The organism is Acidobacteriota bacterium (assembly GCA_026393755.1).
In the GTDB taxonomy this organism is placed as follows: Bacteria; Acidobacteriota; Vicinamibacteria; order Vicinamibacterales; family JAKQTR01; genus JBAXOX01.
In genome coordinates, this window is the sequence record JAPKZO010000016.1 from 58,037 (window position 1) to 72,813 (window position 14,777).

At 61.9% G+C, this 14,777-nt stretch carries 12 protein-coding genes; 9 read left to right on the forward strand and 3 right to left on the reverse strand.

All coding sequences use genetic code 11. From position 1 onward, the window contains the following. Positions 1–81 precede the first annotated feature (81 nt). Complete coding sequence (locus NTV05_05635; GenBank protein MCX6543878.1) at positions 82–828, reverse strand: hypothetical protein; 747 nt, start codon at positions 826–828, stop codon at positions 82–84. 565 nt (positions 829–1,393) lie between these two features. Between NTV05_05635 and NTV05_05640 the strand changes: the two genes are divergently transcribed. The 9 genes from NTV05_05640 to NTV05_05680 all read left to right on the forward strand — a co-directional run bounded on the left by NTV05_05640 (position 1,394) and on the right by NTV05_05680 (position 11,614). Next, positions 1,394–1,732, forward strand: a complete 339-nt coding sequence (locus NTV05_05640) for a hypothetical protein (GenBank protein MCX6543879.1) — start codon at positions 1,394–1,396, stop codon at positions 1,730–1,732. Between the two features lie 92 nt (positions 1,733–1,824). After that, complete coding sequence (locus tag NTV05_05645) at positions 1,825–2,574, forward strand: hypothetical protein (protein MCX6543880.1); 750 nt, start codon at positions 1,825–1,827, stop codon at positions 2,572–2,574. A 143-nt stretch (positions 2,575–2,717) separates the two neighbouring features. After that, positions 2,718–3,242 (forward strand): hypothetical protein, encoded by a 525-nt coding sequence (locus tag NTV05_05650; GenBank protein MCX6543881.1) that lies wholly within the window; start codon positions 2,718–2,720, stop codon positions 3,240–3,242. Between the two features lie 2,371 nt (positions 3,243–5,613). Continuing rightward, positions 5,614–5,976: a Rap1a/Tai family immunity protein gene (locus NTV05_05655; protein MCX6543882.1), complete on the forward strand. Its 363-nt coding sequence runs from the start codon at positions 5,614–5,616 to the stop codon at positions 5,974–5,976. Between the two features lie 104 nt (positions 5,977–6,080). Beyond that, positions 6,081–6,572: a hypothetical protein gene (locus NTV05_05660; protein ID MCX6543883.1), complete on the forward strand. Its 492-nt coding sequence runs from the start codon at positions 6,081–6,083 to the stop codon at positions 6,570–6,572. 531 nt (positions 6,573–7,103) lie between these two features. Further along, the gene (locus tag NTV05_05665; GenBank protein ID MCX6543884.1) at positions 7,104–7,646 is read left to right on the forward strand and encodes a molybdenum cofactor carrier protein; all 543 of its coding nucleotides are present in this window, start codon (positions 7,104–7,106) and stop codon (positions 7,644–7,646) included. Between the two features lie 123 nt (positions 7,647–7,769). After that, entirely contained in the window at positions 7,770–8,990 is a 1,221-nt protein-coding gene (locus NTV05_05670; protein ID MCX6543885.1) for an ABC transporter permease, read from the forward strand. 95 nt (positions 8,991–9,085) lie between these two features. Further along, positions 9,086–9,355: a hypothetical protein gene (locus NTV05_05675; GenBank protein MCX6543886.1), complete on the forward strand. Its 270-nt coding sequence runs from the start codon at positions 9,086–9,088 to the stop codon at positions 9,353–9,355. A gap of 150 nt (positions 9,356–9,505) precedes the next feature. Beyond that, entirely contained in the window at positions 9,506–11,614 is a 2,109-nt protein-coding gene (locus NTV05_05680) for a DUF5916 domain-containing protein (GenBank protein MCX6543887.1), read from the forward strand. 50 nt (positions 11,615–11,664) lie between these two features. Here NTV05_05680 and NTV05_05685 read toward each other — a convergent pair whose 3' ends face one another. Beyond that, complete coding sequence (locus tag NTV05_05685) at positions 11,665–12,360, reverse strand: HAD family hydrolase (GenBank protein ID MCX6543888.1); 696 nt, start codon at positions 12,358–12,360, stop codon at positions 11,665–11,667. A 3-nt stretch (positions 12,361–12,363) separates the two neighbouring features. Further along, on the reverse strand, positions 12,364–14,400 hold the full coding sequence (locus tag NTV05_05690) for a DUF5916 domain-containing protein (protein MCX6543889.1): 2,037 nt from the start codon (positions 14,398–14,400) through the stop codon (positions 12,364–12,366). Positions 14,401–14,777 lie beyond the last annotated feature (377 nt).

Below are 14,777 nucleotides of genomic sequence, written 5' to 3' on the forward strand. Positions count from 1 at the left end.
GTCGAGCGAACAATGAGGCCTGACCCTATTGCCGCAAGGTTGGTCCGGCTTGTAGAGACACGCAAACATGGGTGGTTCTTCTCAGGCGCTGGCCCGCAGGCGCACCGGCAAGGCGTCTGCGCCCGGAACCAGTCGCGCGCGTGCGGTCCGCACGTCGCTGTCGAGCCCGCGCAACACGCGCCCAAAGTCCCGAGGGTGCAGCGAGATACTCACCCCGCCCGCGCTCCGGCTCATCGGCGCACTGCCGACAATCACTCCCACGGTTTCCTGCCCTTCCAGCACGCGTTGGAATCGCAGCCACGTCGTCATGGGCACACGCCGCAGCGCTTGAGGAGGCGCATCGGCCAGATCCAGGGCCATCACGCCAAATACGCCTGATTGCAGGATCAGATTGGTGGCCTTCAACGCCCGCGTGATGGTGCGATCCGCTCCGGCTTGGCGGTTGGCCATGTGCGGAAAGGCCGGCGCCGACGGATCACCGCGCACCCAGAGCATTCGCTGCAAATCGACCCCGGCGGCCGCCGCCGACTCCGAATCGAACAAATCAAAGGCATCGACAAGCGCGACCATCTCGCCTCTGGATGTCGCCGCCGCTAGAATCGTCATCAGCAGGCTGGTGCGGCCCGAGGAACGCGATCCGACAATTTCGGACATCTGCCCCAACGGGAGGCCGCCTCCAAGTTGTTGATCCAGCTCGAATAAACCTGTTTTCGCCGTCTCCTGTAATCCGGCAGATGGCGTTCCGGCGCTGCCCATCGGCACCAGCGTCCGATCAAGTTTCTTGTTCCGCAGCAACGTTTCCACATCAGCACGGCAGGCAGCAGGCATTGTGACCTCCAGGCGCTCATCCCGCGTTTCGCTTTATGTTCGCCTTGCAGACTATAGCGCGCCCGACAAACCGGTGCAAGGGGGAGGATGCGGCTGGCGATCAGGAGACAAATTTGTTGCTGATCAGCGAACACCCTCACTGCTGTTTCGGAGACGATGTCGCTGCTCTTGACATGACTGACCAACAACTTCAGCTGCCATCAGAACGTGCATTTGCCGTCGGCCAGCTAACCGCGGAAACCGAAGAAGTACTTGCTTCTCTCCGATGCGGTAAGGACAATCCCCCGAGGCAGCCGTCTATGGCAGACGGCGGAGACGGCGGGCACCGCGTGCGAAGGGCAAAAGGTCGCCTTCCGCCTATTGGATGTTAGCCGAACCGACACCGGGAATAGACGGGATCGAAATGAACGGACCGCGTCAAGTAGCGGCGAGAATACTCAGCACCGTCGTAAGTGATGGGCCATGGCAGGACTTGGGGTTTCCTAGGCGGCCGAGGCACGGCGAGATCATCCAACGTTTCCGTCCGCAATGGCGGGTGCATCTTGAGAAGACAGTCCTGAAGGAAATGTTGATCGTCTTGACGGCCGCGCATGTTCACGCTGGCGTGATCGACGCGTCCAACGTCGATGAAGTCGTCAGCGTCTACGTTGCAGGGCCAGAAGGGACCCAGGACCTCTGGCGCAGTCTCGGGTACAGCTCGCGATCGGAGGCACAGCTTCACCTGTCGTCGTCGATTCCACTGTACGCCAAGGCCGTCCCGACCGAGTGGTCCGGTCTGCTCAGTCGACGATTGGATGTCGCGCACGTCTCGGACCAGCGAATGGCAGCTGCTCTGTTCGTTGGCGTAGTGACGTTCACCCAGACCGCTCGAGAGATGGCCAATTACCTAGTCCCGGATGGATAGCCGGTTAACAAGCGGCGACACCAGATGGCCGATGCACCCTGGCGCTACGCGGCCGCGCGTGAATCGCAGACGTTAGCCGGACGGGCCGACAGGTGAAGAAGAACGAAACACGGGAGTGCATGTTTTGCGATCGGCCAGCGTCGTCGAAGGAGGACGCCTGGCCGCTTTGGTTGGTCCGCATGTTTCCGGCCTCTGCTGGTGTCATGGTGGAGTCCCATCGCAAGGAGACGGGACATGCCGAGTGGCGACAATACGGTCACTTTGCGAAAGCTAGGTTCGCGTGCGAGTCGTGCAACAACGGTTGGATGAGCAATCTTGAGAATCAAGCGAAACCGATCATCCAAGCGCTGCTGTCGGACACTCCAGTCACGTTCAGCGGAAACCAGCGAGAAATAGCCGCCCGATGGACTCTCAAAACCGCAATGGTATTCGAAGCAGTGGGCGGCCGCGGATGGTTCTACACTCGTGAAGAACGGGCCGTCGTCCGCTCAGGACACATACCGGCTGGCTACACGGCTTTCTGGGCCTCGCGCTGCATGAACCTCCCCGGAGCGTACTCGGCAGCAAACAACATGTTCGAGAGTGCCGATCTGTCTAGGTCAGGAGTACACGGCCACGTTACGACGCTGGCCATCGGCACACTCGCCCTGCAGGTGATTACAGTTCGTCCGTCGGTTGCAGTGCCTCTGAATGCCGTGATTACGATCGACGGCGGCAACCTGGAGCCCTGGCCTCGAACCGCCCTCCAATTGTGGCCGCCGACCATCGAGTTCGAGTGGCCACCAGCGATGGGCCTGGATGGGGAGGGCGGTGTGGAATCCTTGGCCAGTCGATTCCGATAGCCCGGAACGCTTGGACTGAATGGTGCCCGGCTAACAGGCCGCTGCAGCCGACGAGCGGCGTGCATCGTTGAGACCGTGTGAGAATTGCGGACGCCGCTCGCGGCTGAGCGGCTGACGTTCGGGCAGCATGAAGATGGAGAATCATGTCTCTACTCGGTGAAGAAGTCGTGGAGGAGTGGCTGAACCGGAACGGTTACTTCACCATCCGGGGAATCAGGCTCGGAGTCGATGAAATCGACATACTGGCGATCCGGCCACTCCCCGACGGAAGTCACGAGTGCAGACATATCGAGGTGCAGCTTTCCATCAACCCCATCTCGTACATCACAAAGGTGCCTTCGGCCATCAGGAAAGAGACGGGCATCGGCCCTCACAACGCGAAGAAGAGAGACGTGGAACAACTGACACTGGGCGTACGCGAATGGGCCGAGGCCAAGTTTAACCAGCCCCGCAAAGTTGAAGTGAGGAATTCGCTTTGTTCGGGTTCTTGGACAAAGGAACTTGTGGTCGGGATAGTCAAGCACGAAGACGAACTCGACCTGTTGAGACAAGCCGGCATCACGATCCACCGGCTGAAGGATGTTCTTTCAGAAATGGTCGAGAAGCGCACAGTGGTCAAGGCGGCCGCTGGCACCGATCTCTTTGATCTCATGTTGCTGAGAAAATAGAAGGCCCGAACCAGCGAATACACGGTACGGCTTCGTCGCCCGTGAATTGCGGCGTTCTGTGGAATAGACGACACGATTGCCACGAACAACAGGACGTGGCGCCGGGTAGCAGCTTCGGCGGTTAAAGACATTGAAGACAGATCGTGAGATGGTCGACGTCGCGGCGGAGTTCGCTGTCGCAAGCGAACTGTGCAGAAGGAACAGCTACGCCCAGCCGACGTTTGGCCACCTGAAGCGCACGGACCTACTGATCTTCGGAAGCAACGAGAGACCCATCCGGAGTGAGGCCAAAGGATAGCAGTCCAGACAATGGCCCAACTGCAAGGGGATTGGGGACCGCAATTCGATCCTGGTGCTCGTTGACTTCGCTGGCAAGGCAGAAACGGATCGGCCAGACTTCTACATCCTGACGGCGGATGACTGGATTGCTTTTGTCAAGAGGGAGATACAGAACCGACCAGATAAGAAGATCGAACTTGATTCGGACAACTGCCCGATCTGGACGACGCAGGTGAAAGGCGGGAGGCCATGCCGCGGGATCGGAGTCGAAGTGAAGGACGTTCTTCAGCACAGAGAGTCTTGGTCGAAGATCACTCAGGCATTAGCATGAAATGAACCGCCGAACACGGGCTTGCAGCCGACGGCAGCTGCCGCGGCGACGAGCCGCCGCGGCTAAAGCCGGGCTAGACCGACAAACCACATGCCTACATTCCAAGTGACAGGGCGCGGCAAGTCCACGAACCGAAAACGAAGCCGAACTGTGCGCGCACTCGATCGCGCCACCGTTCTCGAGATGATGGAGGCGGAGGCCACTGATGTGGACGAGTGCATCGAGTTACCGTACCCTTCAGCTGAGCAAGCCCTCGTCGATCAGGTCGCGCGCCTAGGCCTCTCCTTGCCGGACCGACCGTCTCAGCCCGAGTGCGTGTTGGAGGTTCTCAATTGGTGCATCCGGAATCTTCGGATTGCATCAATCAAGTACCTTACCGACGTGGAGGGGAATCCGTGGCGGACGAACGTCGAGCCATATGCATTTCGCCGGTCGAAGGAGGGTTTCCGCTTGCGGTGCTATCGACCTGTCGAACAGGACGAACCGGACGTCGTCAGCGACTTTCAGATTGACGGATGGCACCTCTACCTCATCGAGGACATCGAGTGGGCCGAGGCGACACCGGCGTCCTTTCAGCCTCGGCCGTACACTCGGAGTCGAGACGAGGTCTCGATCGACATTTCATTTCGAGCTCCAGGCGGTCTAACCCCGCAATGAAGCCGACACCGGCTGGGCATAGAATCGCTTGTGCCGGCGCGGCTTATTGCTAGACAGCCACTCTCGGAAGTTTCCTATGGGCCTTGATCAAGCTCAACTCTCGGCGCTTGGAGTCGTTCTCAGCGCTTGTGCAGAAGAATGCCTTCGCAGCCCTTTGGGCAATCTACTCGAAGGACATCTCAAGGTCGTTGCCGCCGATGCACTCCTGCGGGCGGGCTACTCAATAATGGAATCGGCCAACGCGAAGGGGCAAGGTCGCGTCCTGTCGTTGAAGGACGGCCGCGTTGGTTCTGAAGTTGAATCTCGCCCAACAATTCCCGCGCATTCTGACTCCACTCGCACCAGGATGTCGCCGGATCTTCGGATCTGGCGGCCTTGTCGCCTTGTCCTGGAGCTCCAAGTACGATCCACCTTTGGTTCGCAGAGTGCCCTCTTCTCGGAGAATCTGTTCGACGACGTGAGGCGAGTCAGTATGTCGGCAGTGGACGCTTTCGTATTGGCCGCGGATCGAGAACTTTACGATGCGCTCCGTGGGATCAAACAAGATGCCCGTGGTCGAAAATCAAAACATGGCGATTTGTTCGTCCACCTATTGCCACCGTCAGCGTCGCTTGCCAGGTGTGCAGATTCACTCGCGTGGCCATGGAGCAAGCATGATCCTTTTGAGGTTAGTGGGGCACTTCTCGGCACGTCGTTTGGCCTTGAGCGATGTATCGTAGGTGTGCGGGCTGTCTAACAGCGGCTGCGCCCGACGGCGGCCGCGCGAGGATCGGGCTGGTTCGGAAGATCATGAGGGGCCGCCGCGGTTGAGCCGCAGGCGTTGGGCGGAAGAAAAGCGAAGGACCGAAAGACCGGCATCTGTTCGGACGGCCGCCTGGGGGCGGGCCGTGGCGAACGACATGACGCGCCTCGATCAGTTCGGCGGGGCCGCGGACGTGGCGAATGCTCCGTCGGCGGCACGCGGCTGGAAGTTGTCGCCAGGGCCAGAACGGCCAGGACATCAATTCCGAACAAGGTGCTCTACCCGACCGGCGTCGGTGATATCGTCAGCGCCAGCGGGCAAGCGCTCGCGTTAGGCCGTTTCATCGCAAGAGGAGAACTGGCATGAAGCTGATTGCGGTTGCCTTGTTAGGGATCGCACTGGCCCAGGGACAGCCTGTGCAGTACTTCAAGACGGGCAATACAATCTTGAAGAATGTGGTGCAATGGGAGAAGTACGCCAGAGGCGATCGACCGGGCGACCTCTCGTCCATCTCGTACTTCCAGGGGTACGTCGCCGGTGTTCTAGATGCTGAAGGCCGACAGATTAGGACACCGGACGCCCTGACCCATGACCAAGCGTGCGCGATCGTCGCGAAGTTTCTGAGAGACAATCCTCAATCGCTCAATCAGCCGGCGGCGGACCTTGTCAAGGCGGCCCTGCGAGCGGCTTATCCAGCTGGTGGCGTTTTGGTCCCGCAACGGTAAGCCGACACGCGTGGTGTTCTGAACGAGATCGTCCATAGTCGTCGTTCGGAGAATGCTCGAATGACTTCGGTGACATGCACGATTCGCGAAGGCCGTGGCGCCAGATGAATACCTACGAGCTATGGTCGGTTTTGATCGCTGGGCTCACGCTGTTCGCCCTGTTAGGAAGTCTTTGGGTTCTCATTGGCTATGCCAAGGACACCGCAACGCTCGCGAAGTGTGCAGTCGATCAAACACCTCGGCCCTGCGTCTCGGTCCTTCAGTTGCCCGATCAATCGACGATGGCCCTGTTCGAATCAGTCTCCACATCAATCGACGGCCTGAACACCGTTGTCCTGGTGAATATCGGGACAACGCGCGCCATCAACGTGAGGTTTTGGATTGGGCCTGTCGCTTCTACTGAAGACCGCGACTTCACGACTGGCGCACCCATCGAGTGCGGCGGCCGCTTCGACACCGGTCATCCAGTGAAGGCTCTTCAAGACCCAGCCTTGGTCGTCGTCGAGTACGAGAGTGTGGGCGGCACAGGGTTTCGAAGCGAGACGATGATTGAGGCGAGGAAGTGGGTCAGGAGTGCGCGGTTCTTACCGGCTTAACATTCAAATGGAGCCGACGCACCAATCGTCTTGTGCCACCATGTCGCCGAGTCGCGCGGCTCATTCGAAACCGTTAGGCGACAGAACCTGGCGTATCGTCTCGCACGGATATGAACCGAGAACACGAACCGCTCCTCGACGCGTGGCGCATCAACGACCGCGTCACGACCTTCCTTGTCGAGCAGATTCCTGCGGCGCTCTGGGGCGCCGCCCTTCCAGGCTCACCCCGCAGGACGGTGCGGAATATCGCGACGCACCTTCACAACTCGCGCTGTAGCTGGCTGAAGAGCCTCTCGGTCGGTACAGGCATCTCGATCCCACCGCGCGTCGATTCGAACAAGGCCACAGGTAGCGCCCAGAGACTCCCTCGCGAGGTGGTCGGTGGTCTCTGGCAATGGTCATCTCGTCTCAAAGAGATTCGTCCGAAGACCACACCTGGTGCTTGACCCGGGGTTGAACCGGAATCGCGGGCTCAGCCCGCTCGCCGGTCAGCCTCAACGGTAGACCGTGCCACACGTCAGAGGAACCTCAGTGAATCCGGTGCTATCGGACAAGACGGTCGGCGTCATGGGTTCAAGCCGGAATCCACATGACTCGCTCGCCGGCGAGATCGGTCGACTCCTCGCCGATCTTCAGGTGAACCTGCTGACCGGTGGTGGAGGCGGCGTCATGGAGGCGGTCAGCCGCGCGTTCGTTCAAGCCCGACGGGGTCGGGGTGTCTGCATCGGTATCATTCCCTGTAGCGAGGCGGATCCCGGCACACCGAAGGAAGGCTACCCCAACGAATTCATCGAGCTGCCGATCTTCACGCATCTCCCTCTCGGTGGCGAACGAGGCCAGGACAGCCTCTCGCGGAATCACATCAACGTGCTGTCCTGCGCGGCGATCGTGGTGTTGCCCGGTTCAAAGGGAACGCTCGCCGAAGCATCGCTGGCGCTCCGGTACCGAAAACCCGTGATCGCCTGTTTGGCAGACGACGCACTCGGAAGGAGTCTTCCGACGACAATTCGGCGGGCCGCACACGTCGAAGATGTCCGACACTTCCTACGCGAGTGTCTTTCAGGTGTGGGTTAACACGGTTTGCAGCCGGCGTCGGCCAATGCGATCGGGAGCCGCCGCCGGTGAAGCGCCGTCGTTGAGGACCTATACTTCCTTACAGCCAAGCCGGCCACCGAACAGTTAGAGTGAAGACACCGCATGGGACCCATTCTCATCAGCCGGATCGCGCTGACCGCGCTCGGTCGAAACAAGGCGCGCACGGCCCTGTCGATCCTCGGCATCGTCATCGGCGTCGCTGCGGTCATCTGCACGGTCGCCATCGGGGAGGGCGCGGCGGCCCGGGTGAAGGAGGCGACCAGTGCGATCGGCGTGAATCTCATCTGGGTCGAGGCCGGATCCGTCAATGTGCAGGGCGCGCGAACGGGAAGCGCCGGGACGCGGAGTCTCGTCAACGAGGACATGGTGGCTATCCGGGCGCTTTGTCCGCTGGTAACGTACGTGTCGCCCCAGGTCGACACGGGTCTCCAGGTGATACGCGGCAGCCTGAACTGGCGCACTACTGTCCGCGGCGTCACGCCGGAGTACATGGGCATCCGGAACTGGAAGGTCGTGCAGGGCGCGATGTTCACCGACCTGGACGTCACGACGATGGCGAACGTCTGCGTGCTCGGCCGAACGGTCATGGAGCGCCTGTTTCTCCCCGAGGAAGATCCGATCGGGCAGATCATCCGGGTGAAGGACAAACCCTGCAAGGTGATCGGCGTGCTTGCTCCCAAAGGCGCGACCGTGACCGGAGGTGACAACGATGACACGTTCCTGATGCCGTACTCGACGGTCCAGAGGCGGATCAAAGGCCAGTTCTGGCTCGACGATATTCTCTGTTCCGCGGCGTCCGGCGCCGTCGTCCGCGACGCCGAGAACCAGATCATCTCGATCGTCCGTATTCGTCACCGCATCGCCGAGGGCCAGCCGGACGACTTCAATCTGCGTCATCCCACGGAGATCGCCGAACTGATCGCGGAACAAACGCGGACCATGGAGATGCTGCTGACCGGCATTGCGGCCGTCTCGCTGCTGGTCGGAAGTGTCGGGATCATGAACATCATGCTGGTCTCGGTCACTGAGCGCACGCGGGAAATCGGGATTCGGATGGCCACCGGTGCAAGAGGACGGGACATTCGCTGGCAATTCTTGGTGGAGGCGTTGGTGCTGACCGTCGGCGGCGGCGGACTTGGAACGCTCGCCGGGTACCTCGGGTCGCAAATGCTGGCCAGCTATCTTGGATGGCCCATGCACCTGTCGATGCAGGCCGTCGCGATCTCTATCGGCGTCTCAACGGCGATCGGCATCTTTTTCGGCTTCTACCCGGCTCATCAGGCGGCCCGCCTCGATCCGATCTCGGCGCTCCAATCGGAGTGATCGCTCCACGGGCGAGCCCGGACGCGCGTCGATCTTCGGGCTTCCTGACGCCCCTTCGAGCTGAAGGCGGCGGCGGATGTCGCATCTGTTGCACCATGATCGATGTGTCGCGATTCGCGCTGCGGCTCATCGCCGCGCCGAAGGGAACGCCGCCATCCGCCTACGGCATGAGCGCGCCGGTGAAATCGGGCCAGTGGAGCACGCTCCGCGTCGTTGCGAACGGCACGTTGTTCCCGATCTATTACAATAGTGAGCCGCTCTACGACGTCGAGGACGCCACCTTCGCCGGTGCCGGCACAATCGGGGTCTGGACCAAGGCTGATTCGGTGACGTATTTCGACGACTTCCAGATTGCCGTCAAGTAGGCGGCATCAACAATCGCCCCGGACCGTATTGTCGTGATAACGTGTTCGCCCTTTGTTCCGTCGTGTGGCCGATCGAGTCATTCGCGTCGGGTCCGCCTGAGCGGCCTCGCGCGAGTCGGGGCCGTCCTTCTCGCGGCCTGGGCCTGTGCCATGCCCGCACGCGCCCAGATACCGGATACTCCCCCGTCGCTTCGGGTCGGTGTGCTGCCGGCAGACCTCCACCTCGACGGGGTGTTGAACGAACCCGCGTGGACGAACGCGCCCGCCATCGACAACCTGACGATGACTGAGCCAAAGGAAGGGGCCACTCCCACGGGCCGCACGCGAGTGCAGGTGCTCGCCAGTCCCCGCGCCATCGTCTTTGGGATCGTCTGTGAGGATCCCGATCCTCGTGGGATCGTCAGCTACACCAGGCAGCGTGACGGCTCGATGAGCTCGGAGGACCACATCGAAATCGTCCTCGACACGTTTCGGGACGGCCGGTCTGGTTACACCTTCTGGGTCAATCCGAGCGGGGCGCGCTACGACGCGCTGATCAATCCAGGCGGCGGAGATGTCAACAGCAACTGGGACGGGATCTGGGAGGCGGCGACGAGGAAAACCGAAACGGGGTGGACTGCGGAAATCAGGATTCCAATTCAGACGCTCGGCTTCAAGCCAGGGCTGACCGCCTGGAATTTCAACATCCAGCGCCGCGTTCAACGACTGCAGGAAACGGATCGATGGGCCAGTCCGGTCCGCGACTACAAGATCACGCAGATGAGTCGCGCAGGTCTGCTGACCAACCTGCCGAACTTCGATCTGGGGATGGGCCTGACCGTTCGGCCTTCCGTGGTCGCGGGCGGCGGCAAACCCACGCCTGACTCCGCGCTGTCCGGGGACGGGCACGCCAGCCTCGATGTGACCAAACGCGTCGGCGCCAATCTGCTCGCCTCAGCGTCTGTCAACACCGACTTCGCCGAAACCGAGGCCGACACGCGCCAGACCAACCTCACGCGGTTCTCGCTCTACTTTCCGGAAAAGCGCGCGTTCTTTCTGGAAGGGGCCGATATCTTCCAGTTCGGTGCCGGGCTCGGCAGCGACGTGGTGCCGTTCTTCAGCCGGTCCATCGGGCTGGTCGACCATCAGCAAGTGCCCATCAGGATCGCCGGCAAGCTGAATGGGCGTGTCGGACAGACCAGCGCTGGCGCGGTGGTCGCCCGCACCGGGGCGGTGGATGGCGTGGCGCCAGGCTCGACGATGGGAGCGGTGCGGATCAAGCAGGACATCTTCCGGGAATCCTCCGTTGGCGCCATCGCGACATTCGGCGATCCGACCGGAAGAAGCGGAAGCTGGCTGGCGGGCGGCGACTTCACGTATCAAACCTCGCACTTCCGCGGCGACAAGAACTTCCTGGTCGGGCTCTGGGGTCTGGCGACGGGCCAGGCCGGCGCGAAAGACGACCGCACGGCGGCGGGCGTCAAACTCGCCTATCCGAATGATCTGTGGAACGTCTCGCTGACCTACATGCGGGTTGGCGACGCGTTTCAACCATCGCTGGGCTTCGTGCCTCGACCGGGCGTGCATAGTTTCAGCCTCGTCGGTGAATACGATCCCCGTCCGAGCTTCTGGCACATCCGCCAGATGTTCAACGAGTTTGAAGTGGTCGCGGTGACGGACTTGCGCGGCGAGTGGGAAAGTTACCGTGTCTTTCTGGCCCCGGTGAACTGGCGTTTCGAGAGCGGCGACCGCGTTGAGATCAACATCCGGCCAACCGGCGAACAACTCTCCACGCCGTTCGAGATCGCTGACGGCGTGGTGATTCCGGCCGGACCGTACCACTTCATGCGCTATCGGCTGGAAGCCGGATCGGCTGCCAAACGCAAGCTGAGCGGTCAGGCCACGTGGTGGTTCGGGAGCTTCTACGACGGGCAGCTGGATCAGATCCTGCTGACGGCTTCATGGAACCCGACGGCCCTGTTCACGTTCAGTCTCTCGGGCGAACACGACATCGGCCGATTGAGGGAGGGACGATTTGATCAGACCCTGGTCGGCGCGCGAACGCAAATCAACGTCTCGCCCAACCTGCAGGTCAGCAGCTTCGTGCAGTACGACACCGACAGCCGCACGATCGGCACAAACACGAGGCTGCGGTGGACGTTTCACCCGTTGGGCGATCTGTTTGTCATCTATAACCACAACCTGAACGACATCACCGATCGTTGGCGGCTCGACTCGAATCAGCTCCTCGTCAAGCTCCAGTGCTCCTGGCGGTACTGATCCGCCCGAACGGGGCGGCTTCGGCGCGGGAGCCCCGTGTTCTCTGGGGTTCAGAGCCAGAGATCTGGAACGATACGCACGGACTCAAGCAAATGGGTAAATGGGGCACGTTCGAGCGTCGCCCGATCGTGCGCTCCGGTCAGCACGCCGATTCGATACGCCACGCCAGCGTTGGCCCCGGCTTCCAGATCGAGACGCGTGTCCCCGACCACGGCCACCCGCCCGACGTCGGCGACGCCGGTCCGTTCCATCGCGCGAAAGATCATGAACGGCGCCGGACGCCCGGCAGGAACCTCGTCCCCGCAGGCGACCGCATCGACGAGGCCGTCGGGCCAGCCCGTCACGGCGAGGATCACGTCCACGATCGCCCGGTCGAATCCGGAGTTGAGCGCGACGCGGATTCCCGCATCATGCAGCCGCTCAAACGTCACTCGCGCATCGGGAAACGCCAGGTCCGGGGCGCGACTCAGTTGTTCGGTGAGTGTGGCGCAGAACCGACGATACATGACGGCCACGAGTGCGTCGCGCTCGGTGTCGGTCAGGGCCGGCCGTTGATTGGCGACCAGGTGGTTGAGGACCTCTCGCTTGGAGGCACCCCGCCACGTCGCAACGGCGCCGGGATCGACTGTGAGGCCGGATGCCTCGAGTGCGCCGGCGAAGGCGGCGGGAACTTCCCCGCGATCTCTGATGGTGGTGCCGCCCAAATCGAAGACGACAAGCGCAGGAAGCGAGAGAGAATCGATCATCGTCTAGAACACCGTCGTGGCCTTGAGGAAGAGGGTATGTCCCTGGGCTGACCGTTGGCCGAAGGCGGCCGTGCCACGCTGGTAGGCCACCTGGATCGTTCCGAACGGCGGCAGGTACCGCCACACGAAGACCGCCTGCAGGTTCCTGCGGTCGATGGCCGAATTGGTCTGGAAGAAGACGCGCAGAAAGAGATCCTTGGTAAAGGACTGGTTCGCGCGGATGACGTGGATCCAGGTGTTCTCGCCGCCGGGGTCCGGTGTGAGGATGAGACGTTCGAGCGAATACTCGGCCGACAGCTGGTCCGTAATCTTCCTGCGCACCCCGGCCGACCACAGCTGAAAGTCCGCATCGAAGTTGCGCCCGAACTCGACACCCCCGTGCAGGGAGTTGTATTCGCGGGTGTTGTAGCCGAGGTCCACCCCCACCCGGCGGTTCCGGAAGTCCTTCTCGAACCGTTTGAATTCCTCCGAGTAGCTGGCCTCAGGACTCAGCCGGTTCCGGAACTCCACCCCGACCGACTGATCGATCTCCCAACTCCGGAGGACTCCGGTCTGGCTCCAGTAGATGTTGTAGTTCGAGCCGTATTGAATCTGCTCAAACGTGCCGCTTCGCACCCAGAACGTCTTCTCGACCGCCGAGTCGATCTCGCGGCGGTCGTCATCTGTGATCTGACCCACGGCATCCAGATTCTCGCGCAGCCGGTTGCCCAAGTGCGTATATCGGACGTGGAAGTGACCCGTCGGAGAATCGTACGACGGCCGGACGTAGAACGCCTCGGTGCCCTTGCGAAACGGGCCCCAACGCTGGACCACCTGGGCGGTCATGCCGAACAGCTTCGAGAAAAAGAGGTGCGTGTGGAAGCTGACCGACCCCTGGTCCAGGCCACCGAGGCGCCGGTTGCCCACCATCAGCGCCACCGATGACCGTCCGAAGACGTCGCGCTGAACCCTCCCAACGGCGACATTGGCTCGCCCCTGATCAGTGATCGGGTCGGTCCACGTCGTGAGGAACGTCGTGGTCCAGGGGCCCTGCTTGCCGAGGACCTTTCCACCGACGAGGATGTCCTCGATCCGGCGCGAGTAGAAGGTCCGAATCCGCTGTTTGAACAGCTCCGAGCCTTCCAGAAAGAACTGCCGCTTCTCAGGCAGCGACACCTCGAAGCGGGTCAGGTTGACCTGCTCGACGTCCGCTTCGATCGTTGCGAAGTCCGGGTTGAGCGTGCCGTAGACCGAGGTCTGTGGGGTGACGCTGTACCGCGCGTCCAGGCCGGCTTGCCAGTCCGTCGTCGTGCGCTCCTGCAGGCGGGTGAAACCGTACGGGATGATCTGGTGAGCCCGTGGCGGCGCAGGCAGGTCCAGGCCTGCCCATTGACCGGCTTGCGACACGCGGGCCAGGCTGTCGAGCGGTCCGGCCCACGAACTGAACTCCAGGGTGCGTCGACGCTCACGACCAAGGTTGAGACCCCAGACGCGGTCCTTCCCCGCCGCGTATTTCACCGTCGAGAGGGGAATCGCGAACTCGGCCGACCACCCCACGTCGGTGCGTTTCGCAGCCGACCGCCACGGGCCATCCCAGGTGTTGTCGGTCTGCCGGCCATCGTCAATGATGCGGCCGTCCATCTGGGTGCCAAGCGGATTGGTGAAGAAGTAGTAACCGGTTTGCCGGTCATCGGCGGTGTCGAGTACGACCACGACCGAGTCGTCAGAGAGCAGATCCCCGTCGCGTTGCGTCAGTCTGGCGGTAAGCGGCTGATCGTCCCAACACCTGAACGCCACGTAAATGTAGCGGGTATCCAGAGCAATGAATACCACCGTCTTCGTCGAAGCACGCTGGCCGCGCTGAGGCTGAAACTGGATGAAATCGGTGGCGATGGCCGCGCCCCGCCACTCGCCGTCATTCACGACTCCATCGATGACGGGCGGGGTGGTCAGCGTGGCGGCTCGCAATTGAAACGAACGGGGGGCTGACGATTGGGCCGACGCGCCGGCCGCCGAGGCGGCCAACGCGGTGATCGTGAGCAGCACGACACGGAATCGCATGACCCCGCATTGTTCCATGGGAGACCCGGGACTCCAAGCCCTGGTGGGAGGGACACCGGTTGATCATGCCCAAAGGCCGCCAAGAAACCGATCGATGTCAGGAACGCACAGCGTTGCGGGCACCCGGTCCGACATCTGGCGCCGGCCGACGTCGCGTCGCTCGGCGCTCCCCGAAACGACGAGGGCCAGGCGCGATGCCTGGCCCCTGATGACGCTAACGCGAGTGAAGAGCGAATCTAGACTGAAGTTCCATTGGTGAGTGCGCCTGATCTCCTGTCCGGTGAAGCAGATACGTGCTGCGCCGGGGATGCGATTCTGTCTACACGCCGTTACGCAATCGCTTTGAGCAGGTCGAGTGCACGCCGTTGGGCCTCGGT